The 23458-nt window shown below is 36.6% G+C and carries 19 protein-coding genes and 1 riboswitch; of the genes, 17 read left to right on the forward strand and 2 right to left on the reverse strand.

The genetic code is table 11. The features are described 5' to 3' along the window. Positions 1-65 precede the first annotated feature (65 nt). The 10 genes from prfB to I5776_RS04980 all read left to right on the forward strand — a co-directional run bounded on the left by prfB (position 66) and on the right by I5776_RS04980 (position 12079). Positions 66-1164, forward strand: a protein-coding gene (gene prfB, locus I5776_RS04935) for a peptide chain release factor 2 (protein WP_246483924.1) whose coding sequence is annotated in 2 segments (ribosomal slippage) — positions 66-128 and positions 130-1164 — 1098 coding nt in all. Because the reading frame shifts where the segments join, the coding sequence is not laid out codon by codon here. A gap of 285 nt (positions 1165-1449) precedes the next feature. Continuing rightward, on the forward strand, positions 1450-2316 hold the full coding sequence (locus I5776_RS04940) for a YitT family protein (protein WP_202779248.1): 867 nt from the start codon (positions 1450-1452) through the stop codon (positions 2314-2316). 60 nt (positions 2317-2376) lie between these two features. Continuing rightward, positions 2377-2742: a cytochrome c551 gene (gene cccB, locus I5776_RS04945; RefSeq protein ID WP_202779249.1), complete on the forward strand. Its 366-nt coding sequence runs from the start codon at positions 2377-2379 to the stop codon at positions 2740-2742. 393 nt (positions 2743-3135) lie between these two features. After that, positions 3136-3822 (forward strand): cell division ATP-binding protein FtsE, encoded by a 687-nt coding sequence (gene ftsE, locus I5776_RS04950; protein WP_202779250.1) that lies wholly within the window; start codon positions 3136-3138, stop codon positions 3820-3822. Further along, complete coding sequence (gene ftsX / locus I5776_RS04955) at positions 3812-4696, forward strand: permease-like cell division protein FtsX (protein WP_202779251.1); 885 nt, start codon at positions 3812-3814, stop codon at positions 4694-4696. The genes ftsE and ftsX overlap by 11 nt, the downstream gene beginning before the upstream one ends. A 74-nt stretch (positions 4697-4770) precedes the next feature. Further along, positions 4771-6075, forward strand: coding sequence for a murein hydrolase activator EnvC family protein (locus I5776_RS04960; protein WP_202779252.1), 1305 nt, complete (start codon positions 4771-4773; stop codon positions 6073-6075). A gap of 269 nt (positions 6076-6344) precedes the next feature. Continuing rightward, positions 6345-7790 (forward strand): cardiolipin synthase, encoded by a 1446-nt coding sequence (gene cls / locus I5776_RS04965; protein ID WP_202779253.1) that lies wholly within the window; start codon positions 6345-6347, stop codon positions 7788-7790. A gap of 193 nt (positions 7791-7983) precedes the next feature. Continuing rightward, entirely contained in the window at positions 7984-9123 is a 1140-nt protein-coding gene (locus I5776_RS04970) for a trans-sulfuration enzyme family protein (RefSeq protein ID WP_425490335.1), read from the forward strand. 289 nt (positions 9124-9412) lie between these two features. Further along, positions 9413-9527, forward strand: a riboswitch (SAM riboswitch). A 136-nt stretch (positions 9528-9663) separates the two neighbouring features. Then, complete coding sequence (locus tag I5776_RS04975; RefSeq protein ID WP_202779254.1) at positions 9664-10959, forward strand: O-acetylhomoserine aminocarboxypropyltransferase/cysteine synthase family protein; 1296 nt, start codon at positions 9664-9666, stop codon at positions 10957-10959. 79 nt (positions 10960-11038) lie between these two features. Further along, entirely contained in the window at positions 11039-12079 is a 1041-nt protein-coding gene (locus I5776_RS04980; protein WP_246483925.1) for a homoserine dehydrogenase, read from the forward strand. Between the two features lie 526 nt (positions 12080-12605). Here the strand turns inward: I5776_RS04980 and I5776_RS04985 are convergent. Further along, a complete protein-coding gene (locus tag I5776_RS04985) occupies positions 12606-13910 on the reverse strand; it encodes a VTT domain-containing protein (RefSeq protein WP_202779255.1) in 1305 nt (434 codons plus the stop codon). A 254-nt stretch (positions 13911-14164) separates the two neighbouring features. On the opposite strand from I5776_RS04985, the gene I5776_RS04990 reads away from it, so the two are divergent. Together I5776_RS04990 and I5776_RS04995 are read left to right on the forward strand one after the other, a co-directional pair. Further along, entirely contained in the window at positions 14165-15622 is a 1458-nt protein-coding gene (locus tag I5776_RS04990) for a S41 family peptidase (protein ID WP_202779256.1), read from the forward strand. A gap of 111 nt (positions 15623-15733) precedes the next feature. Then, the gene (locus I5776_RS04995; protein WP_202779257.1) at positions 15734-16921 is read left to right on the forward strand and encodes a PDZ domain-containing protein; all 1188 of its coding nucleotides are present in this window, start codon (positions 15734-15736) and stop codon (positions 16919-16921) included. Between the two features lie 127 nt (positions 16922-17048). Here the strand turns inward: I5776_RS04995 and I5776_RS05000 are convergent, their stop codons facing one another. Beyond that, entirely contained in the window at positions 17049-17732 is a 684-nt protein-coding gene (locus I5776_RS05000; protein WP_246483926.1) for a Crp/Fnr family transcriptional regulator, read from the reverse strand. A gap of 49 nt (positions 17733-17781) precedes the next feature. Between I5776_RS05000 and I5776_RS05005 the strand changes: the two genes are divergently transcribed. From I5776_RS05005 to I5776_RS05025, 5 genes are all read left to right on the forward strand, one after another. Further along, positions 17782-18735: a nucleoside hydrolase gene (locus tag I5776_RS05005; protein WP_202779258.1), complete on the forward strand. Its 954-nt coding sequence runs from the start codon at positions 17782-17784 to the stop codon at positions 18733-18735. Between the two features lie 118 nt (positions 18736-18853). Beyond that, positions 18854-19423 carry an HD domain-containing protein gene (locus tag I5776_RS05010; RefSeq protein WP_202779259.1) on the forward strand — a complete coding sequence of 190 codons (570 nt, stop codon included), beginning with the start codon at positions 18854-18856 and terminating at the stop codon, positions 19421-19423. A 182-nt stretch (positions 19424-19605) separates the two neighbouring features. Next, on the forward strand, positions 19606-20859 hold the full coding sequence (locus I5776_RS05015; RefSeq protein ID WP_202779260.1) for a DUF445 domain-containing protein: 1254 nt from the start codon (positions 19606-19608) through the stop codon (positions 20857-20859). A 469-nt stretch (positions 20860-21328) separates the two neighbouring features. Then, a complete protein-coding gene (locus tag I5776_RS05020; protein WP_202779261.1) occupies positions 21329-22495 on the forward strand; it encodes an ABC transporter substrate-binding protein in 1167 nt (388 codons plus the stop codon). Between the two features lie 71 nt (positions 22496-22566). Continuing rightward, positions 22567-23445 carry a branched-chain amino acid ABC transporter permease gene (locus I5776_RS05025; RefSeq protein WP_202779262.1) on the forward strand — a complete coding sequence of 293 codons (879 nt, stop codon included), beginning with the start codon at positions 22567-22569 and terminating at the stop codon, positions 23443-23445. Positions 23446-23458 lie beyond the last annotated feature (13 nt).

Here is a 23458-nt window from a genome sequence, read left to right on the forward strand (position 1 = left end):
TTTAAAGGACAGGTGAACATGCCTGTCCTAAACTCATTACAAAATACACCCTGAGGTGATACAAAATGGAATTATTTGAAATACGTTCAGAACTTGAAAAAACAGCTAAAAAATTAGCGGACTTTAGGGGGTCTCTTTGACTTAGAAAACAAAGAAGCCCGCATTGCCGAATTAGATGAAAGAATGCTTGAGCCAAACTTTTGGAACGATCAGCAAGGAGCACAAACGGTCATCAATGAAGCCAATGGTTTAAAGGATTTAGTAAATGAATATAAAGAACTTCTAGATAGTCAAGAAAACCTTGAATTAACGCATGAGCTTGTGAAAGAAGAGAATGATCCGGAACTTGCTGCAGATCTAGAATCCGAATTGGAAACATTAGTGGAGAGAGTAAATCAATTTGAATTACAACTTCTATTAAGTGAACCATATGATAAAAATAATGCGATATTAGAGCTTCATCCAGGTGCTGGTGGCACTGAATCACAAGACTGGGGTTCAATGCTATTACGTATGTACACACGGTGGGCAGAGAAGAAAGGGTTCAAAGTTGAAACACTCGATTATTTACCTGGTGATGAAGCCGGAATTAAAAGTGTCACATTATTAATAAAAGGACATAATGCGTATGGCTACTTAAAAGCGGAAAAAGGGGTTCATCGACTTGTTCGAATCTCGCCATTCGATTCCTCCGGACGTCGTCATACATCATTTGTTTCTTGCGAAATAATGCCGGAGTTTAACGAAGAAATTGAAATCGAAATTCGCACGGAAGACATCAAAATAGATACGTACCGTGCTAGCGGTGCTGGCGGACAGCATATCAATACAACCGATTCAGCGGTTCGTATTACCCATATCCCAACAGGTGTCGTTGTTACATGTCAAAATGAACGATCTCAAATTAAAAACCGTGAACAAGCAATGAAAATGCTTCAAGCTAAACTTTATCAGCGTGAACTCGAAGAAAAGGAAAAAGCACTTGCTGAAATTCGCGGAGAACAAAAAGAAATCGGCTGGGGAAGTCAAATCAGATCCTACGTCTTCCACCCGTATTCAATGGTCAAAGACCATCGTACCAACACAGAAGTAGGAAACGTCCAAGCCGTAATGGACGGCGAACTCGACAACTTTATCAACTCCTACCTCCGCTCTCGCATATAAGTACCTTCCATCAGTGACAACACAGGTGTCATTACATCGGTGCCAGGCACCGTTTGTGGTAGATTCTTTTTAATAAACCTTCACCTTTGTTGTGAAGGTTTTTTACATTACACCCGAAAACTGCAAATCTTAACACGAAATACTAAATTTTCCATTGTAAACCTATAATATTCAGCCCCTATTTTCCCAATAATACAAAATAATCTATACATTTCAAAACATATAGACACATGCAGTGCCTCATGCTATAAATAGGAAGGATATTAAGCTAAAGGGGAATGTGGGATGAATAAAAAACGGGGCGTATATTTAGAAGATACAACGTGGTCAAAAGTTAAAGATTACCTATACATATTAATTGGATCAGCAATAGTCGCTATTTCATTTAATGTTTTTTTATTGCCCAATGAGGTTGCTTCAGGTGGGGTAAGCGGAATAAGTACGATTCTACATGGATTGTTTGGATGGAAGCCTGCTTATGTTCAGTGGGCATTTAATATACCATTATTCATTGCTGGACTTATCTTTCTTGGAGTTCAGTTTGGAATAAAAACACTAGTAGGGACAGCATTTCTTCCTTTCGTCGTTTATTTAACAGAAGGGTGGGAACCGTGGACAAATGATCCGCTTTTAGGTGCACTTTTTGGAGGAATTGGAGTCGGATTAGGTTTAGGTATTGTTTTTCGTGGAAAAGCTTCAACAGGGGGAACGGATTTAGCTGCACAAATAATCAATAAATACACCGGATTTACACTAGGGATGTGTGTTATTTTCATTGATGGTTTAGTCGTTCTTTCAGCGGCAATTGTTTTTGATATTGAAAAAGGCCTGTATGCTTTAATTGGTCTATTTGTAACTAGCAAGACCATTGATCTTGTTCAAGTTGGACTAAATCGATCAAAGGCCGCATTAATTATTACCGAAAAACAGCAAGAAATTCGTGAAGGAATTTTGAATAAAATTGACCGTGGTGTGACAAAACTAACTGCATATGGTGGTTTTACAGAGAGTGAGAGACCGGTTCTTATGTGTGTGGTCGATCAAACAGAATTCACAAAGTTGAAACAACTAGTGAAAACCCTTGATCCAACAGCATTTGTCGTGGTTATGGATGCTTCAGAAGTACTCGGGGAAGGTTTTAAAAGAAGTTAAAAAGGTATATAGTAATAATGATAAAGGATTAATTTTCCAACATCTAAAGGAGGAAACAAAATGGTTAAAAAACTAATAGGGATTCTCATGATTTTCACTTTAGCATTTGGACTTGCTGCTTGTGGATCTAGTAACAAAGACAATGATAATGCTAATAAAAACGAAACAACGACAAATAATAACAAATCGACAAACACAGCAAGTGCTGGAGATGCAGAAAAAATATTTAGTCAAAATTGTTCAAGCTGCCACGGTGGAAACCTTGAAGGCGGCGTTGGTCCAGATTTAACAAAAGTTGGAGCAAAATATAACAAAGATCAAATTCTAGATATCATTAAAAATGGAAAAAAAGGCGGAATGCCTGCAGGAGTTATTAAAGGTGATGACGCTGATAAAGTAGCTACATGGTTATCTGAGAAAAAATAATAGCAATACAAATGACCTGATGTTAGTATTACAAACATCAGGTTTTTTCTTTGTCCATTTTTAACAATGGATTGAAGGAACGGCAAATATATTGCTTAGCTGCGCCCTGCAATAAAAATAGAACTTTCATACTATTGAAAAACTGGTTTAAATATGGAATTTTCTCTCTTAAAAGTGGCGGCATTTTTTTTAGAGATAAGCATTGAAATATAAATGTAATAATATTTTCCATTAACATTCAGGTTTATGATGTTATAATAGTTTTGTGATTAAATTTCGCTATTTTACGGCAGCATTCGAGTTAATTGCGAAAGTTAGCGAAATAGTAAAGAAAATGACAGTTATGAACTATGGACATCTAGTAAAATGATCCTAGAAGAGTAAGGTGATTAAATGATAGAAATGCAAAATGTATATAAAAAATATCCCAATGGGATTATAGCTACAAATGATTTGAACATTCAAATCAAACAAGGTGAATTTGTATATGTCGTCGGACCTAGTGGAGCAGGTAAATCGACTTTTATAAAAATGATGTACCGTGAGGAAAAAGCAACACAAGGTAACATTATGGTTAATGGAATTAATTTAAGTAAGTTGAAAAATAACCGAATCCCATATTTCCGTAGACAAATTGGAGTCGTATTCCAAGACTTTAAATTGCTGCCAACATTAACTGTTTTTGAAAATGTTGCTTTCGCATTGGAAGTAATCGAGGAACAACCAAAGCAAATTAAACAACGGGTAATGGAAGTTCTTAATTTAGTCGGTTTGAAACATAAAGCAAGAATGCTGCCGACAGAGCTTTCCGGTGGGGAACAACAGCGTGTATCGATCGCACGATCCATTGTAAATACACCAAAGGTTGTAATTGCGGACGAGCCTACAGGAAATCTTGACCCGGAAACATCATGGGATATTATGAACATCTTAGAAGAAATTAATACAAGAGGGACAACTGTGGTTATGGCAACACATAACCGTGAAATCGTTAATACGATTAGACATCGAGTGATCGCTATAGAAGGTGGCCGCATTGTCCGTGACGAGCAACGGGGGGATTACGGATATGAAAGCTAGAACAGTTAGACGGCACCTTCGTGAAAGCTTCAAAAGTTTAGGACGTAATGGATGGATGATGTTTGCTTCTGCAAGTGCAGTAACCATTACATTATTGTTAGTTGGTGTTTTCTTTGTCATTATGATGAATATGAACAAAATTGCATCAGATATTGAAAAGGATGTCGAAGTCAGAGTTCATATCGATTTAACAGCAAAACAACAAGATCAAGATGCACTTAAAAATAGAATCGAAAATTTAAGCCAAGTAAAATCTGTTGAATTTTCTTCTAAAGAGCATGAACTTCAAAACTTAATAAATAGTATGGGGAATGACATGAAGTTATTCGAACAAAACAATCCCCTCTATGACGTATTTATCGTAAAAACAAAGAAACCAACAGACACGCCGGCAGTAGCGAAACAAATCGAATCATTTTCCCATGTTGAATCTGCAAAATATGGTGAGGGAAAAGTTGAGAAACTATTTAATGTGTTAAAAATAAGCCGTAATGTTGGACTAGTATTAGTGATTGGTTTATTATTTACCGCAATGTTCTTAATCTCAAATACAATTAAAATTACGATTTTTGCTAGACGTAAAGAAATTGAGATTATGAAATTAGTAGGAGCAACCAACTGGTTTATTCGATGGCCATTCCTAATGGAAGGTCTTTGGTTGGGGATCATCGGATCAATTCTTCCGATCCTCATTATAACTTTCGGCTACTATTATATGCATAGCTTCCTAGCACCGAAATTACAAAGTAATATGATTCAAATACTAGACTTTAATCCATTTGTATTTGAAATTACCGGCGTACTCCTATTAATGGGTATCCTAATCGGGATTTGGGGAAGTACAATGTCCATTCGACGATTCTTGAAAATATAAACATATATCCCGGGGCAGTGTTACTGCCTCGGCATCCATACATATACATATAGAATTTTTAAGGGGGAAAAATTTTGAAAAAACAGTCATTGCTTTCGGTTACTTTAGCATCAGTACTTGGTTTTGGTGGTTTATTTGCCTATCAATCAGATGCATTTGCATCCAAATTATCGAATTTACAAAATCAGCAAAAAGATGTGCAAAATAAACAATCAAATATTAACTCGAATATTAAACAAAAAGAGAATAAGATTGATGAAATTAAAGGAAAACAAAACAATCTTGAAAGCGAATTAGAAACATTAGACGTAAATATTGCCGATACGGATGAAAAAATTCAAGAGAAGCAACAACAAATTAATGTGGCTAAAGAAGAAATTGAAAAGCTACAAACCGAAATAAATGCATTAAAAAAGCGAATCCAAGAACGTAACGAACTATTGGATAAACGCGCACGTACCATGCAAACAAATGGCGGGAGCTCAGTAAATTATTTAGATGTTATATTAGGTGCAGATAGCTTTGCAGATTTGCTTGACCGTGTATCTGCAGTTACTACGTTAGTGAATGCCGATAAACAAATTATTGATGAGCAAAAGAAAGATCAGGCACAGTTAGAAAAGAAACAAGCTGAAGTTACCAACAAACTAAATAAACTTCAAGAAATGCAACAAAAATTGCAAGCGATGAAAGCTGAATTAAATCAACAAAAGTCACGCAAAAATGCAATTTTGAAAGAACTTGGCAAACAAAAGAAAAAGCTAGAACATGATAAAATGTCATTAGAGGAAGAAAATGCAATTCTTTCTGCTCAAAAATCAGCGATTGATAAAGCCATTCAATTAGAAAAAGACCGTATCGCTGAAGAACAACGTGCCGCAGCCGCTGCTGCTGCAGCTCGTCAAAGTAGCTCAGGCGGCAGTTCTAGCCCAGGTGGCGGAGGAGATTCTTCCGGTGCACCACCTGTTTCGTCTGGAACATTTACACGTCCAGCACAAGGCTATGTTTCATCTGAATTTGGCAGACGCTCATTCGATGCAGATGGATTCCACTCAGGAATTGATATTGCCAAGGGAGGAACGGTTCCTATTGTCGCTGCTGGTGATGGAGTTGTAACTCGTTCGTATTTATCTAGTAGTTACGGAAACTGTATCTTTATTACACATTCTGTTAATGGAAAAATCTATACGACAGTTTATGCACATATGAGTTCTCGCAGTATTGGCGAAAATGCAACAGTAAGAAAAGGACAAGTCATCGGGTACATGGGAAGTACTGGACAAGCATATGGTCAGCATTTACATTTTGAATTCTACATTGGACCATGGACAGCATCCCATTCAAACGCAGTAAACCCTAGAAACTATATTAACTTTTAATTAGGCCATCTCCATAACTTTGCGCTTTTTATTAGAGAAAACAGCCTTTAAGAAAGGACCACTTTATGTGGTTCTTTTTTTATGCAACCAATGTGAAATCCGTTTGCTTACATGTAAATAATTAGTATTTGCATTAATGATGTTACAATTTGAAATATATGATATGATACATTGGAGTAAGTGACTAAACTTTTTCTCATCACTATTACAAATACTTTACGAAAATAGCCTAACAAAAAGAATAAGGTATCTTGTTAAAGGAGTTCAGGATGACAATTATTACAATTTTATTGGCATTTTTTTTTATTTTAAACTTTATTTTATCAGGTGCCGTCATCTTTTTAGAACGGCGAAACATAGGTGCTACATGGGCTTGGCTGTTAGTTTTGCTGTTTATTCCTGTAGCGGGGTTCATTATTTATTTAGTTTTTGGACAAAACTTGAGCAGGAGAAGAATCTTTTATTGGAAAGACCAGGAGAAAATTGGAATTAAAGAAATTTCCCATCGTCAGATTGAGTTGTTAAGAAATAATGCCTTCCCCTTTCATGATGAGCGGACTGTTCAATATAAAGAATTAGTTTATATGCTTCTTGTCAATGATGATGCAGTGATGTCACATGATAATGAAGTGGAAATTTTCATCGATGGTGAGGATAAATTCCAATCCCTATTTGAAGATGTGAAGCGGGCAACTAATCACATCCATCTGGTCTATTACATCGTTCGGAATGACTCATTAGGTCAAAAGCTAGTTAAGTTGTTGACTGAAAAGGCCAAGGAAGGGGTCAAAGTTCGATTTTTATATGATGACATGGGTTCACGAAAGCTTCCAAGGAAGTTTTTTAAAGAACTAATTGAAGCCGGTGGAGAGGTAGCGGCATTTTTCCCTGCAAAAATTCCGATGTTGAATTTACGAGTCAATTTCCGAAATCACCGCAAGCTTGCCATTATTGATGGGAGCGTTGGCTATATCGGGGGATTTAATATTGGTGATGAGTATTTGGGTCTGGACAAAAAATTCGGCTATTGGCGAGATACACATTTGAAAATAACGGGTAAAGCTGTTTATGCTATGCAAACACGCTTTGTTTTGGATTGGAATCAAGCCTCAAGCAAAGAAATACGTTATGAAGAAAGGTATTTCCCGGATATACAATCTGTCGGGTACACAGATGTTCAAATTGTATCCAGTGGTCCTGATTCAGAATGGGAGCAAATCAAAAATGGCTATATCAAGATGATTAATGAGGCGAAAAAATACATATACATGCAAACTCCGTATTTTATCCCTGATGATAGTTTATTGAATGCACTTAAAATTGCGATCTTATCTGGGGTGGATGTTCGTTTAATGATTCCGAACAAGCCTGATCATATGTTTGTTTATTGGGCAACTTATTCTAACGTAGGGGAATTATTGAAAACAGGTGCAAAGGTGTATATTTATGAAAATGGATTTATTCATGCGAAAATGCTTGTAGTCGATGGGAAAATTGCAACAGTCGGTACCGCAAATATTGATAATCGCAGTTTCCGCCTAAATTTTGAAGTGAATGCCTTTTTGTATAGCCATCATCTTTCCAAAAAACTAGAAATGATTTACAAAGCAGATATGGAAAAATCAAAAGAATTGACGTTAGAGGATTATTTGCAACGACCAAAATCAATCCGATTCAAAGAATCTGTCTCAAGATTGTTGTCTCCAATTTTATAAAACAGCCTAATGGTAGGGTTTTTCCCTATCATTTTTTGTAGTTTTCTTGAAATGTATGAGAGAAAAAAAGTACATTTCCTTCTAGTAGTTTTTGAGAGAATAAACAGTAACTATTATTTTTTTGACAAAAACACGGAATGGGCGTACAATTTATAAAATTTGAAATCATTTTATAATTAGAGGTGCTTGCATAGTGAATCAATCATTTGAAACGAAAATCGTTCATCAATCTTTAAAAAAAACCAACCATATTCGAAGTAAAACCACACCGATATTTCAAACCTCCGCTTTTACTTTTAATTCATTAGAGGAACTTGAGGGTTTTTATGATGGTGATGCGTCATACTTATATACGAGAACGGGCAATCCAAACACAGATGAACTAGGACAAATGGTGGCAAGTCTTGAAGGGGCACCAAGCGGGGTGGCAACCTCCTCGGGATTGTCGGCAATTCTAGCCGGTGTGTTATCTGTTGCTTCAGCTGGGGATCATATCGTTGCAGCTGAAGACATTTATGGTGGTACACATCATCTATTAAAGCAGGAATTAAAAAATCTAGGAATTGAAACAACCTTTGTCAACTTTGCTGATGAAGCTGCCATTCGGCACGCAATACGGGATAATACAAAACTATTATATTCCGAAACAGTTACGAATCCCTTTTTGCGTGTTGAACGGATTGACAAACTTGTGCAACTAGGTGAGGAATATAAGTTGTATACAATGGTAGACAATACCTTTGCAACGCCATATTTGTTGAATCCTTATCTGGAGGGTATCCATATTGTCGCCCATAGTGCGACGAAGTATTTGGGTGGTCACAGCGATGTAACAGCCGGGGTAGTTGTTGGTTGTGAAGAATTAATGTCGAAAGCACGTCAAAAGGTAGTTAATCTCGGAAGCAATTTGAGCTCATTTGAAGCATGGCTTACTTGCCGTGGTATAAAAACAATGGCATTACGTATGGAACGTCAATCCGCAAATGCGAAACAATTGGCGGAGTCACTCTATCGAAATTCCTATGTGAAAAAAGTCTATTATCCTACCGATCTTTCAAGTAGAGGAAATGGAGCGATTGTCACAATAGAATTAGCAGACACATGTGATATCCATCGATTCTTTTCATCGTTGGGCTGGGTGAAAATTGTACCTACTTTAGCCGGTGTTGAAACGACCGTATCCTACCCGTTAGGTACCTCCCACCGAGCACTGTCACTCGAAGAACAGCAGAACATAGGAATCAACCAACAAGTTGTGCGAATTTCGATAGGAATTGAAGATGCAGATGATATCATTAAACAATTTGATAAAGCCATTCAGGCTTCGGTTTGAAAAATTCCTTTTCCGAAGGATTGTTGCTTTTAACAAGTGCAGAGTGGATTGGAGCGAAAGGAACCTGACTCCTGCGGGATATAGAGGAAAAGTCGAGACCCCGCAGGCGCAAAGCGCTGATGAGGCTCGACTTCTCACCGCGAAAAAGCAGGTTCCTGTAGCGGAAAGTAACGGTCATAGTTTATTCTTTAGAAAAACTTTTAAAAAAAAGGTTGACGAAGTAACAATTCGTCTACTATAATGCAAAACAAGAGCAATTTTAAATTTTCCAAAAAAACTAAATGTATCACTCTTATCGAGAGCGGCGGAGGGACTAGGCCCTTTGATGCCCGGCAACCTTCAAGCAAATTTGCTTGAAAAGGTGCTAATTCCTACAGATCCAATAGAGATCTGAAAGATAAGGGGAGGAACCTATTAATGAGCCCTCTTCTTATGAAGAGGGCTTTTTGCTTCCCTTCGTATAAAAACCACCAACGATAACACTTCAGGAATCTCTCGACTCGCCTAGCGAAAAAATCAAAAACTTTGGAGGAATGTAAAATGACAAGCGAACAATTTCAACCCGAAACATTATTACTGCACGGAGGGCAAGAACCGGATCCTACAACAGGCTCACGTACAGTTCCTGTTTACAAAACAACATCCTATGTATTTAAAGATACCGATCATGCACAAGGTTTATTTGCATTAGAACAGCAAGGTTATATCTATTCGCGAATCGGCAATCCGACAGTAGATGTTTTTGAACAGCGAATTGCCCTATTAGAAGGTGGAACAGCCGCTGTTGGGCTGTCTTCAGGAATGGCTGCAATTGCCTTCTCCATCCTAAATATTGCCGGAGCAGGGGATGAAATCGTCGCTGCTGGAAATTTATATGGTGGAACATTTAATCTGTTTTCAAATACACTTCCGAAATATGGTATTAACGTAAAATTCGTTGATGCAACAGATCCGGAAAATTTTAGATCAGCGATTACACCAAAAACAAAGGCAGTATTTGCCGAAATTATCGGAAACCCTAGCCTACATGTTCTCGATGTTGAAGAAGTTGCAAAGGTTGCTCACGAAAATGGAGTACCACTTATCGTTGATAACACATTTGGTACTCCTTATCTTTCAAACCCTATTAAGTGGGGGGCGGATGTAGTCATCCATTCAGCTACAAAATGGATCGGAGGACACGGAACAACCATTGGCGGAGTGGTCGTTGATGGAGGAAAATTCGACTGGAACAGTGATCGATTCCCAGACTTTAAAGAACCAGACTTGAGCTATCATGGTATCCGCTACGGTGTCGATGTTCCGCAAGCAGCCTTTGCAACAAAATTACGCGTACAAATTTTGCGAGATTTCGGTGCAAGTTTAAGTCCGGATAGTGCGTTTTTGTTATTACAAGGATTGGAAACATTGCACTTGCGTGTACCTAAGCATAATGAAAATGCAGGTAAAGTCGCACAATTTTTGCAAAACCATCCTGCAGTTTCATGGGTCAATCATCCAAGTCTCGAAGAACATCCATCACATGACCGTGCAGTTAAATATTTAAAAGGCGGATTCGGATCCATTGTCAATTTCGGAATTAAAGGCGGAAGAGAAGCAGGGCGTAAAGTCATTGATAACATTCAATTATGGTCACATGTAGCAAATGTTGGCGATGCCAAATCATTAATTATTCACCCGGCATCGACTACCCATCAACAGCTAAGTGCAGAAGAGCTAAAAGTATCAGGAGTGACGGAAGAGTTAATTCGCTTATCCGTCGGACTTGAAGCCGTGGAAGATATTACGGACGATCTAAACCAAGCCATTCTCAAAGCAACAAGTGTAACAGTTTAATCTAAGGTGCCTGGCACCGTACTTCAATATATTGGTAAATTTGTGGTGCCGATGATGATTTGTATAAAATGCCTTCCCGATGAAAGAAATGAAGTTTGGTAAAGGCAGGTGGGAGTTAGTAATGTCAGTTATTAAAGTTGCATTGTTAGGTTTTGGAACGGTGGGTGAAGGTGTTTACAGTGCTATTCAATCACATCAAGCCCAGCTTAGAAAACTTTTGGGAAAAGAAGTTAGGATTGTTGCGATTCTTATTCGTGATCAAACAAAAGAAAGAATGATTGATGCGAATATTCTTGTGACAACCAATTTTGAGGATATTATCGAAATTCCAGATTTAGACGTGATTTTTGAGGCAATTGTTGGGGAGGAACCCGGTAGATCCTATTTGCTCCAAGCCATTGAAAAAGGAATCCATGTGGTTACTGCCAATAAAGAAATGTTTGCTAATCATGGTCATGAACTAATTCAAAGGGCACAGGAAAATGAAGTGAATATCGGCTTTGAAGCTACGACAGCTGGAGGCGTTCCGATCATTCGAACCATTAAACAGCTCTTACAAGTAAATCAAATAACCAAAATTCAAGGGATATTAAATGGAACATCTAATTTTATTTTAACTGAAATGAGAGAACGAAAGCTTTCGTTTGCTGATGCGCTACAACTTGCTCAGAATAAGGGATATGCAGAAGCTGACCCAACGAACGATATAAGCGGGATTGATGCTTTTTATAAATTAATGATTTTAAGTCAATTAGTCATTAATCAACAACCTAACTGGTCGGAAGTAATAATAGATGGTATTAAATCAATCACGCAGGAACAGATTGAACAAGCAGAAAAACGGGGACAACGTTTTAAACATATTGCTGAAATTTCTTTTAATGACCACTCTTTAGTAGCATCCGTTCAGCCAATCATCGTTGATTCGAATCATCCCCTTTATTCAATTGAAGGTGTTGAAAATGCCATTGCAGTAGAAGCGAGTTTAGTCGGAAAAATAACCCTTCAAGGCCCTGGAGCTGGAAAGTTTGCAACTGCAAGTGCGATGATCGAAGATTTTGTAGACATCATCCAACACTCAGCAACAAAGAAAAGACGGGAATATCAATCCATTAAATGAACAGAAAAAAAGAAATCGGGTCCAAACCTTACGAATGTACTTGTGAGGTGCAAAACTTGTAAATCACACTAAAACTTCACAGCATTATTCACAGTCAAAAAGCTTAGAGATGTAAATATCTCTAAGCTTCTTTTTAACAAAACAACAAGTGCATTAGATGCTAAAACGACGTTTGATAATAAGCGGAGAAATTCCCCTTAATTGGAAAAGGGCACTGAAATTAGGTTCAATAGACGGAAGTTTTCCGACTATTGACTCGAAAAACATGAAAATAGGTAATTTTGTTGTGCTTAATCGGAAAAGCTCCGCTTATATCCCCCTAACCAAGCTCTATTCTGTCGTATAACCGGAGAAACTACGCTTATTTTTTACGATTGGTTACCCTGTGTAAATTAGAAAACGGTAAGCAATTAAAATTCTCCAAAATGTTGATAAATCAATAAAAAAACGCACTGTGAATTATATTGTGAATTCAAGTACGTTTGCACATCTAGAGTAAACCCGTCACAAAAAACCGATTTCTCTATTATTTATGTTGCTTACTAAAATCAGTTTCTTTAATCAACTTGATCAGTCGTGAGACTTCTAATAATAGAATCATAAAGCATACCCAAACCCCACCAAAAGCATATCCAGCGGCAAAATCACTTGGAACATGGATTCCTAAATAAATTTCGCTTGCAGCGATTGCTAGTAAAATAAAGATAACAATCAAAAAGGTGAGCAAATTGAGTAAAGTACTTTTACTATGACGAATGATTTCGTACATAAAAAACGAATAAATAATGGAACAGCTTAATGCCTGTTCATTTGGAAAGGATTGACTAAATAATTCCTTTCCGTGTGTAACGTAATGGAAAAGAATATTAAGTCCTTTTCCTAAAAAGACAGCCCCTAAGATACTCATTAAAAAATAAAGGAATTCAATCCGCTTAATTTCCCCCTTCACGGAAATCCAAAGGGCAGTAAAAAGTATGAATACTAAAAGTACTTTCCAATCCGACATTGAATTAAAAAGTGTCATCACATGTTTCCAGCGTTCATTAAATGCATACGCAATGATGGTATTTGTAATCGAATTAAACTGTCCAAATTCATTGGCAATGAAATCTTGTATCATTCCAACGATTAGAAAGATGAGACCAATGAAAGCAATTAGCGCTCCAAATATCAAGAGCTTTGTTTTTAAAAAACTATTGAATCGATTAAATGTATTTTCAATTAACAAAAGTATATTTTCTTTAATTTTCTTTCTGTTTGTTTTTATTAAATAAAAGGCTAAATAAACAATACCGATGCCAATGCAGGCAAGTGTAACATATATTTTTGCCTCATTATGAAACGACTCCCATTTTGGACCGAAAATATTACCTAAACTAATAAACGTTCCTACCCAAATAAAGACACCTATATAAGCAAAAATGGCGAATGTTTTAAAAGGGATACGTGTAACACCTGAAAAGATGCTGGTAATATGACGGACGCCGGGAATAAAGTAAGAAAAGAGTAATAAACCTTTCCCATATTTTTTATTCCATTTCGCAATTTTTTCAATTTTGTCAGGTCCCATATGAATTTTGCTTCCATATTTATTAAAAAATGGCTTCCCCAATTTGTAACCGATCCAGTAGGAAATACTTACTCCCACTATTCCGCCAAGTCCACCAAATAAAATGGTTAAATATAAATTTAATTTATGTTGGTAGACAAGGAAACCAACATAGCTCATCAATATTTCATTAGGGATAGGAACTATGATTAATTCTAGCATCAAAGAAATAAATAGAACTAAATATCCATACTGATCGATTAAATGAAATAGCCAACTCAAAATGACTTCCCCCTCGATAAATAAAACAAAAACGCATTATATAGACTTTTTTATCATGATAAAAGTTTCACAAACTAAAAAGGAGTTCTCTATAAATTTATTATAAACAAATATTGAAAGGAATAGAAAATACTCTACCCAATAGAAGGAAAATTAATCACCTCTTTTAATAATAGAATCATCATAACTCGTCCTTTTCACACATATATTGAAATATTAACAGCGTTGAATCCTAACAAATTAGGGGGAGTCACATGAATCGAAAATGGATGGCCGTTATGGTTTCAGGGGCATTAGTCACTGGGGCTGGCGGTACATATATAGGAATGAAGTGGCTGGAGCCAGAGCCAATACAAACTCAAGATTCTGCAAAAGAAAACCAAATGGTTGATTATGCAAAAAACAAAGGAAAATCACTACCGGACTTAGCGAAAATTGCCCAAGCATATGATTTAATTAAAGGTTCCTATGTTGAAACAGTGGATGAAAGTAAATTAGTTGAGGGCGCGATTCAAGGAATGGTCAGCACGTTAAATGACCCATATTCAGTCTATATGGATGCAAAAACAGCTTCGCAATTTAATGAATCTCTCGAATCAACGTTTGAAGGAATCGGTGCCGAAATGACATCAAAGGATGGAAAAGCAATAATTGTTGCACCTTATAAAAACTCTCCAGCGGAAAAAGCGGGTTTAAAGCCGAAAGATGAAATTGTCAAAGTTGATGGGACGAGTGTTAAAGGTCTCGATCTATATAAAGTGACAACAAAGATTCGTGGGAAAAAAGGGACAACCGTAACACTTGAAATTAAACGTGAAGGTGTAAGCGACCCTCTCGAAATTAAAGTGAAACGTGATAAAATTCCGATGGAAACTGTATTTGCCAGCATGAAAGAAGATGGATCCCAATCAATTGGATACATTGAGATTACTCAGTTCTCACAAAATACAGCAGCTGATTTTAAAAGAGAATTAAGTAAGCTGGAAAAACAAAAAATGGATGGACTAATCATTGATGTCAGAGGAAATCCGGGCGGACTTTTAGTAAGTGTAGAAGAGATTTTAAGTGTTTTAGTTACGAATCAAAAACCATCCTATCAGATTCAACAGCGCGATGGGGAAAAGCTTCCATACTACTCCAAATTAAAACAAAACAAAGAATATCCTATTTCTGTATTAGTAGATGAGGGAAGTGCATCAGCTTCCGAGATCCTTGCTGGTGCATTAAAGGAAGCTGAAGGATATACATTGATTGGCGAAAAGACATTTGGAAAAGGAACCGTTCAGCAGGCTGTTCCAATGGGGGATGGAAGCACGATTAAGCTAACCATGTTTAAATGGCTCACCCCTAATGGAAATTGGATTCACCATAAAGGAATTGAGCCAAATATTGAAATTAAGCAACCTGATTATTTTTATATCCATCCATTAGAAGTAGAAAAAACAATGACTGTTGATATGAATAATGAACAAATAAAAATCGCACAGCAAATGCTTGATGGACTTGGATATGCTACTGGAAGGGCTGATGGATATTATGATGAACAAACCGAAAATGCGGTAAAAGCATTTCAGAACGAAGCGGGGCTTCCGGCAACAGGAGAAATTGATCCAAAAACAGCCCAATCGTTAGAAGAAGAAATTACTTTAGCTGTAAAAAATGAAAAAAACGACCTGCAGCTGCAAGTTGCACTTAAAAGCTTTAAGAAGTAAGGAACAGAACACTGTTCCTTATTTTTTTTTGCCAATACTTGATAGGTTTTATTTGCACAATCTGATAAAATAGAAATAATAGATAGTTTTGTAGGCAGGTGGTGAAAAAGTATGACTCAAATGTGGATAATGGAAATATTAAAAGGGATTGGGAAGATGTTTCTACATCCAATTTTCTACTATTCTATTATTTTCGCTGTCATTTCGGGTATTGTTCGAGTGAAAAGGGAACGAAGTGATTTTCATATAAGAGTGAATGAACCGCTGCAAGAATTACGTTTTTTATTTCCTGCAGGAATAGTCATCGGGTTCATCCTTTCTATTATTACAATAGGAAGTGGGTTAACAATTTCTTACTCCATCGTTGCCGTATTAGCGATTATAACCATTGTGCTTACGCTTTTAGGAAATTTCCGCTTTTTATCACCGGCATTTACGCTTGGAATTTCATTTGTTTTGCTATTTTTAGCGAAACAATTAAATTGGAATCTTCCTATCATTTCAGAACATCCATCTGATAATAGTTTACACGGTTTTATTGTATTGCTAGGGTTATTGTTAATTAGTGAAGGCATACAAATGATACGAAATGGTTCAAAGAAATTTTCGCCAATCCTCCGAAATAGTAGAAGAGGTTTAGTTGTAGGTGCCCATCAGGTCAAACGAATATGGCTAATCCCTGTATTTTGTTTTCTGCCAATTGGTTCATTAACGGCACCTTTCGAATGGTGGCCGACTTTTGACTTTGGGACAAGCTCGTATTCTTTCATTCTTGTACCGTTTGCTGTAGGATTTCAACAGCAAATTCAAAGTACTTTGCCTCAATTAGCGGTAAAACGGATTGGGAAACAGGTAATCGCATTAGGAATGGTTATCTCAGCCATTGCTATATCAGGAATGTGGGTGCCGATTCTATCAATAGTCGCAGTGATCATCGCAATCGTTGGCAGAGGGTGGATATCTTATCGACATCGTGTCCGTGAAAACGCGGCGCCATATTATTTTACACCACGAAAAAATGGGCTTATCGTTTTAGCCGTTATCCCTCATTCTCCCGCTGAAAAATTAGGGCTCCAAACAGGAGAGATTATTTATAAATGCAACGGGCAACTCACTGGAAATAATAAAGAGTTTTATAAAGCCCTTCAAAAAAATCGTGCGTACTGCAAATTAGAAGTTCTTAATTCTGAAGGAGAAGTCCGCTTTGTACAAGGGGCACTATTTGAAGGAGATCACCATGAACTCGGTATATTAACAGTAGAAGATAGGAAGAAATGGAACGGGAATGAAGCTTCTTAATTTTTAAATTGATAACCTTTTGAAAAAGGATAGGAAAAAACAACTTAAGAATACCCAAAAACCCTGATTTAATAAATCGGGGTTTTTGTTAATCCTAACGCATAATTATTTCATCGTTATTCTTGACTTAACTTAACGAATAACTTTCTACATGTTTTTCGAGTTTTGTAATCGAATTTACGTGGAATTTTTTATCTTTATAAACGATTAATCCTTCGCTTACACATTGAGCTATTGAACGATTTAAACTTCTAATTGGAGCACAGACCTCACTAGATAATATTTGTTTCGTAAGGGTATGTAAATCCCCCATTTTATAATGGTTGTGTATACTTAGCAATACACGATCGCTCACCGTTAGTAGTGATAACTTCGCTGCAATATCTGAACTTAAAGTCAATTTTGATGCAAGCTGTTTCACGATGTAAAGATTAAAGTCAAAATCTGATTTCATCCACTCAAAAACCTTTTCTTTATGGATAGCGATCGTTTCACATTTCTGTTTTGCAATAACCCCCAGTGTTTTAATGTTTTCGTTGAAAATTTCAATCTCACCAAAACAACTGTATGAGTGATAAATATATAAGGAGAACATTGTACCCACATAGCTTTGCCTGTATACCTCTGCCATACCTGTTGTAAGTATGAATAGGTAATCATTTTGCTCATCTGGATGAAGAATAAGACTCCCTTTTTCGTGTGTTCTAAAAGTAAAATCTTTTTTAATTTGTGCAGGTGCGTGATTCACTATATTTTTCAAATTCATGACTTTACCTTCTTTTTGATTTTTGGTCATTTGACCTATCTTCATTATAAGTAGAATTATATAATATGGCCAAATAGGAAATGGAGGTCAAAGTATGAGAAAGTTAATTATTGATACAGATACGGGGAGTGATGATGCAGTTGCATTAATAATGGCACTTAAATCGCCGGAAGTTGATGTGCTGGCGATTACGACTGTTTGTGGCAACGTACCTGTGGAACTAGCAACTAAAAATGCCTTAATGACCGTTGAAGTAACGAATGCTCAACAGCCACCTATTTATGTAGGAGCAGCTAAACCACTAATGAGAGATCTTGTAACCGCAGTAAATGTCCATGGTGATGACGGTATGGGAGATGATGACTTAATTCATCCTACTACTTCGCCTAAACTTGGTCACGCAGTTGACGCAATCTTAAACTTGATAGAAAAAAATCAAGAAGAAATTGAAATTGTTGCTATTGGTCCAGTTACAAATATAGCCCTGGCAATATTAAAAGCACCAGAAACCATGAAGAAAGTTAAGCGTATTTATTCCATGGGCACTGCTGGATTTGGTCCCGGAAACACTACACCTGTGGCTGAATTTAATGTATTTGTTGATGCAGAAGCATATAGCATTATGATGAAATCAGGAATACCTATTACTATTATCGGTTTTGATATTTGCCTTGGGGAAGCCTCTTGGAATAGAGAAGACATGAAACTTTTAATGGAGAGCCAAAAGGAAGAAGCAATGTTTGCTGTGCAATGTAATCGTTGCCTTCTCGAATACAACCTCCAAGCAATTGGAGGGCATTTTGTTGATTTGCCTGATGCGGTAGCAATGGGGGTTGTATTGTGGGAAGATATCGTTCTTGAGGACAAGTTATGTTACTGCTATGTATGCACGATAGAAGAAGCTACCTATGGCCAGGTGATCATAAATGACGGGAGTAAGTTAGCCATATCAGATGGTTTTGGCACCAATCTTCCTAATGCAACTGTATGTAAACGTATTGACAATCATTTATTTAAGAACCGGTTATTAGAGATATTGGTGTGCTAACATAGTCTGTGTTTCGATGAAATTTTGAATCGCTAACTATTGATCGGCAGCTTTAGTGTTTAAAATAGGATGGTTAAATGTGGAAGGTGGTTCTAAATCGTAGGAAAGGGGAAGTTTAATGAACGAAATAAAAAAATATATAAATTTTATTAAAGAGGTTGAAGGGTTGAAGTCCGTTACAAGGACGGCATGTATGCAATCGGGACGCCAAGAAAGCACAGCTGAACATTCATGGAGATTAACGCTTTTCATAGCCATTACAGCCAAACAATTCCCGGAATTAGACTATGAAAAATTACTTTTCATGAGTTTAATCCATGATCTTGGTGAACGTTATAGTGGAGATCAATCTGCGGTATTGTTGTCAAATAGAGGAGAGAAGACAAAAGTAGAACGGGATGCAATTGAAAAGTTAGCAAGCTTTCTCCCTTCAGAAATTGGTAAACAAATAATTACTTTGTGGCAGGAATATGAGGAAGGTGTAACGAAAGAAGCTGTTTTCGTAAAAGCACTTGATAAAGCCGAAACCATCATACAACATAACCAAGGACAAAATCCGCAGGACTTTAATTATGAATTTAATCTAACATATGGTTTAAAATATTTTGAAGGAGAAGTCTTTTTAAAAGATTTAAGAGCGGAGTTGGATAGGGAGACAAGCGATAAAATAGTGAATAAAAGTATATAATTAGTTAATATCGATCAGTTCATTCCTTAGTGTTGGAAAGATTAATAAAAAATCATTGAGTTTTCAAGAGAATTATCAAATAATAAAGAGGGTAATATGATATTATCCTCTTTTTTGTGGATTGAAAATATCAATAGATAATAAAGGCAAATTTCAAAAATATTAAAGGATGAAATTATACAATGGTTAAAAGCTCAAAACACTTAGCACGTATTTCACTAGCAATCATGGGAGTGGGCTTTGTACTTACTTTCCCACTTAGTGATTCGAAGATTATCGCACTTTTACACGGTGGATTTGAGGCAGGGATTGTCGGGGGGTTAGCAGATTGGTTTGCTGTCACAGCACTTTTTCGTTACCCGTTTGGAATACCTATTCCTCATACTTCATTATTAACGAAAAATCGTTCAAGGATCACGAAAGCGCTAATTTCTACTCTAGAAAATGATTGGCTTTCTAAGAAAAGTATTCAGGATAAACTGAATACTATTCAAATGACAGAGAAAATAATGAATATAGCCGAAAGTGAATTACAATCACCACGATTAAACAAAACGATGGCAACATTATTATCACAAATGATTGTAAAAATTGACGTCCAAAAGCTTGCTCCTATTCTTTCGAAATATATAAAGGAGTATCTTTATTCGTATAAAACACAACAACTTCTCGAAGCTACATCCAAAAAAATTCTTGATCACCAACTTGATCAGAAAGGATTAGATTATCTATTGGTACAAGGGGAGAAATGGATTTCGAAAGAAGAAACGAAGTACAAGCTTGGTAGTATGGCTGTAGCTGCTCTAAATAAAATTGAATTAGATGGTTTTCTGCAATTTGCTCTAAAATCCTTTCAAAGCTTAATTAACGAAGAGAAAATGGGGAAAATCATTCAAAATCTTATAAGTAATGTAATTCATGATCTCCAAGATCCGAATAGTATTGATCGGGAAAAGGTTTTATTATCTATCCAAACGTTCTTACATAATGCTGGAGACAATCAAGCGCTCATTGAAGAATTAGAGAAATTTAAGCAATCGTTACTTGAAGAATGGGATCCGTCTGAAAGTATCGAAAAAATTCTGATTGACGTACAACGAAAACTAGCTGACTATATTCAAAATAGTCCTTTTGTGGAAGCACATCTTATTCCTTTAATTATGGAGCTATTCCAATCGCTTAAAGGAAATCAAGAAAAAATGATGGCAATCGAAACATGGTTGCACACACAAATCACAAACTTTGTAGAAAAAAATCATTCAAAAATAGGAAGACTAGTTGAAGAAAACCTAAACAAACTCGACAATCAAACACTTATTGACATGGTAGAAAACAATATCGGTAAAGACCTGCAATGGATAAGAGTAAACGGAGCCATCTGCGGATTTATTATTGGAATTTTAATCACCGGAATTGAAATGTTATTTACTCTATAAATAAGTCTTCTTTTCTAATAGATTGTCGCTTTTAACAATATTAAAAGCACGGAGTGGATTGGAGCGAAAGGGTGCGAGACTCCTGCGGGACATAGAGGAAGGGTCGAGACCCCACAGGCGCAGGAGCGCCGAGGAGGCTCGACTTTCTCCCCACGGAAAGCGAGCACCCTGTAGCGGAAAGGAACGGTTCATTCTAATTCCCCAATAACCTTAAATAAATAAGATGTTTAATAGAAGATAGATTTCGATTGATGAAGTATATCTTCTTTTTTTATTTAATTATCGAAACAGAAATATTTTTAATAAATAAAAATAATCGGAATATATAGACTAAATAGATATTATTTTGTACAATATTTTCAGAACTTGGTTTTTATTTCGAATAATAAAAATATAATTAGTGAGGAGGAAGAAATACCTGCTTCCAATAAGTAAAATTTACTATATCTAAAAGGGGGAACTTAGAGATATGAAGAAAATATTAGGTATTTCGATGTCACTTTTGCTTTCTGCTGGACTTATGGCCGGCTGTGGCAGTGCAAAGAGTGGGGGAAAAGGCGGAGATGAGATACTAATCGGGGCAAATCTCGAATTATCCGGTGGTGTCGCTTCTTACGGTCAATCGATTTTAGAAGGGGTGAATCTCGCTCTTGACGAAATCAATAAAGAGGGAATTGACGGAAAGAAAATTAAACTAGTCAAAGTAGACAATAAATCTGATGCTGCAGAAGCAACAAGTGCGGCAACAAAATTAATAGATAAGGATAAAGTATCGGCAATTATTGGTGCGGCAACAAGTACAAATACGCTTGCACAAGTACAAATTGCCCAAGGGAAAAAAATCCCGCTCATTACTCCAACCGGTACGAGCCCGACTATTACCTTTGATAAAGGAAAACTAAATGATTTTGTGTTTAGAACATGCTTTATCGATCCGTTTCAAGGAACAGTCGCAGCGAATTTTGCTTCTAATGAATTGAAAGTTAAAACAGCTTCCATCCTTATCGATAGTTCAAGTGACTATGCAAAAGGATTAGCTGCTGCATTTAAAGAAGCATTCGAAAAGAACGGTGGAACAATTGTAGGAAATGATGAAGCGTATGTACAAAAAGATACAGATTTCCGCTCCACATTAACTCGTATTAAATCAAAAAATCCTGAATTTGTGTTTGTACCTGGATATTATGAAGAAGTTGGCTTAATTTTGAAACAAGCGCGTGAAATAGGTTTAGATGTACCGTTTATGGGTGGAGACGGATGGGATTCTCCTAAACTAATTGAAATTGGTGGGAAGGAAGCAACGAATAATTCGTATATTACGAACCACTACTCTTCAGGAGATTCCGATGCGAAAATTCAAGATTTTGTAAAGGCATTTAAAGCGAAGTATAAAGATAAAACTCCGGATGCGTTCAATGCCCTTGGATATGATACGTTATACCTCCTTACAGATGCCATTAAACGTGCAGGCAGCTCTGAGCCGGAAAAAATTCAAAAAGCACTTGCAGAGACAAAAGGACTTGAATTAATTTCCGGAACAATGACACTTGATGATAAGCATAATCCAATTAAATCAGCAACGATTTTAAAATTTGTAAACGGCGAACAAAAATTTGAAGCAAAAATTAATCCATAAAAAGAATAGCAATAAATAGGGGGCGTGTCCCCCTATTTGGAGTTTATAAGGATTTAAAGGGGAGTGAGACAATGGAGATTATTCAGCAGCTAGTAAACGGTATCTCACTAGGCAGTATTTATGCACTCATTGCATTGGGCTATACAATGGTCTATGGAATTGTAAAACTAATCAATTTTGCTCATGGGGATGTCTTCATGATCGGGTCCTTTATAGGATTTTATTCTATTACTTTTTTGCATCTTGGTTTCTTTCCGGCATTGATTATATCGATGGTCGTTTGTGCAATTCTAGGAGTAGTAATTGAAAGAATCGCCTATAAGCCGTTACGTAATGCTACGAGGATTGCCGCACTTATTACCGCAATTGGTGTTTCTTTATTAATTGAATATGGAATGATTTATTTAAGAGGTGCACAACCAGAGGCTTATCCTATTAATACACTTCCATCAAAAAGCATCCACCTTTTAGGTATTACGATAAATAGTCAATCATTATTTATTCTGGGCATTTCTATTGTATTGATGATTGTTCTACAATTTATTGTTCATAAAACGAAAACAGGAAAAGCGATGAGAGCCGTATCACATGATGCAGAAGCTGCGAAATTAATGGGAATTAGTGTTGATCGTACGATTTCTGCTACCTTTGCCATTGGTTCTGCTCTAGCAGGGGCTGCCGGCGTAATATTCGGAACTTATTATATAAAAATTGAACCATTAATGGGCCTAATTCCTGGAATAAAGGCATTTGTTGCTGCTGTTTTAGGTGGAATTGGAATTATTCCTGGAGCAATGGTAGGTGGATTATTATTAGGTGTCATTGAATCACTTGTCAGTGCATTTGGCTATTCATTATGGCGTGACGGTGTTGCCTTTGTCGTACTCATTCTTATACTTATTTTTCGACCATCAGGACTATTTGGCAAAAACTTCAAGGAGAAAGTTTAAGAAGGAGGAGAAG

It is taken from the genome of Heyndrickxia vini, from assembly GCF_016772275.1.
Classification (GTDB): domain Bacteria; phylum Bacillota; class Bacilli; order Bacillales; family Bacillaceae_C; genus Heyndrickxia; species Heyndrickxia vini.

Bases quoted from the DNA above. Each gene is read 5' to 3' on its own strand.
- cls (WP_202779253.1), top strand. From the start codon at position 6,345: ATGACAATTATTACAATTTTATTGGCATTTTTTTTTATTTTAAACTTT.
- I5776_RS05010 (WP_202779259.1), top strand. From the start codon at position 18,854: ATGAACGAAATAAAAAAATATATAAATTTTATTAAAGAGGTTGAAGGG.
- I5776_RS04990 (WP_202779256.1), top strand. From the start codon at position 14,165: ATGAATCGAAAATGGATGGCCGTTATGGTTTCAGGGGCATTAGTCACT.
- I5776_RS04940 (WP_202779248.1), top strand. From the start codon at position 1,450: ATGAATAAAAAACGGGGCGTATATTTAGAAGATACAACGTGGTCAAAA.
- I5776_RS04995 (WP_202779257.1), top strand. From the start codon at position 15,734: ATGACTCAAATGTGGATAATGGAAATATTAAAAGGGATTGGGAAGATG.
- ftsX (WP_202779251.1), top strand. From the start codon at position 3,812: ATGAAAGCTAGAACAGTTAGACGGCACCTTCGTGAAAGCTTCAAAAGT.
- I5776_RS05000 (WP_246483926.1), bottom strand. From the start codon at position 17,732: ATGAAGATAGGTCAAATGACCAAAAATCAAAAAGAAGGTAAAGTCATG.
- I5776_RS05005 (WP_202779258.1), top strand. From the start codon at position 17,782: ATGAGAAAGTTAATTATTGATACAGATACGGGGAGTGATGATGCAGTT.
- I5776_RS04975 (WP_202779254.1), top strand. From the start codon at position 9,664: ATGACAAGCGAACAATTTCAACCCGAAACATTATTACTGCACGGAGGG.
- I5776_RS04980 (WP_246483925.1), top strand. From the start codon at position 11,039: ATGAAAGAAATGAAGTTTGGTAAAGGCAGGTGGGAGTTAGTAATGTCA.
- ftsE (WP_202779250.1), top strand. From the start codon at position 3,136: ATGATAGAAATGCAAAATGTATATAAAAAATATCCCAATGGGATTATA.
- I5776_RS05025 (WP_202779262.1), top strand. From the start codon at position 22,567: ATGGAGATTATTCAGCAGCTAGTAAACGGTATCTCACTAGGCAGTATT.
- I5776_RS05020 (WP_202779261.1), top strand. From the start codon at position 21,329: ATGAAGAAAATATTAGGTATTTCGATGTCACTTTTGCTTTCTGCTGGA.
- I5776_RS05015 (WP_202779260.1), top strand. From the start codon at position 19,606: ATGGTTAAAAGCTCAAAACACTTAGCACGTATTTCACTAGCAATCATG.
- cccB (WP_202779249.1), top strand. From the start codon at position 2,377: ATGGTTAAAAAACTAATAGGGATTCTCATGATTTTCACTTTAGCATTT.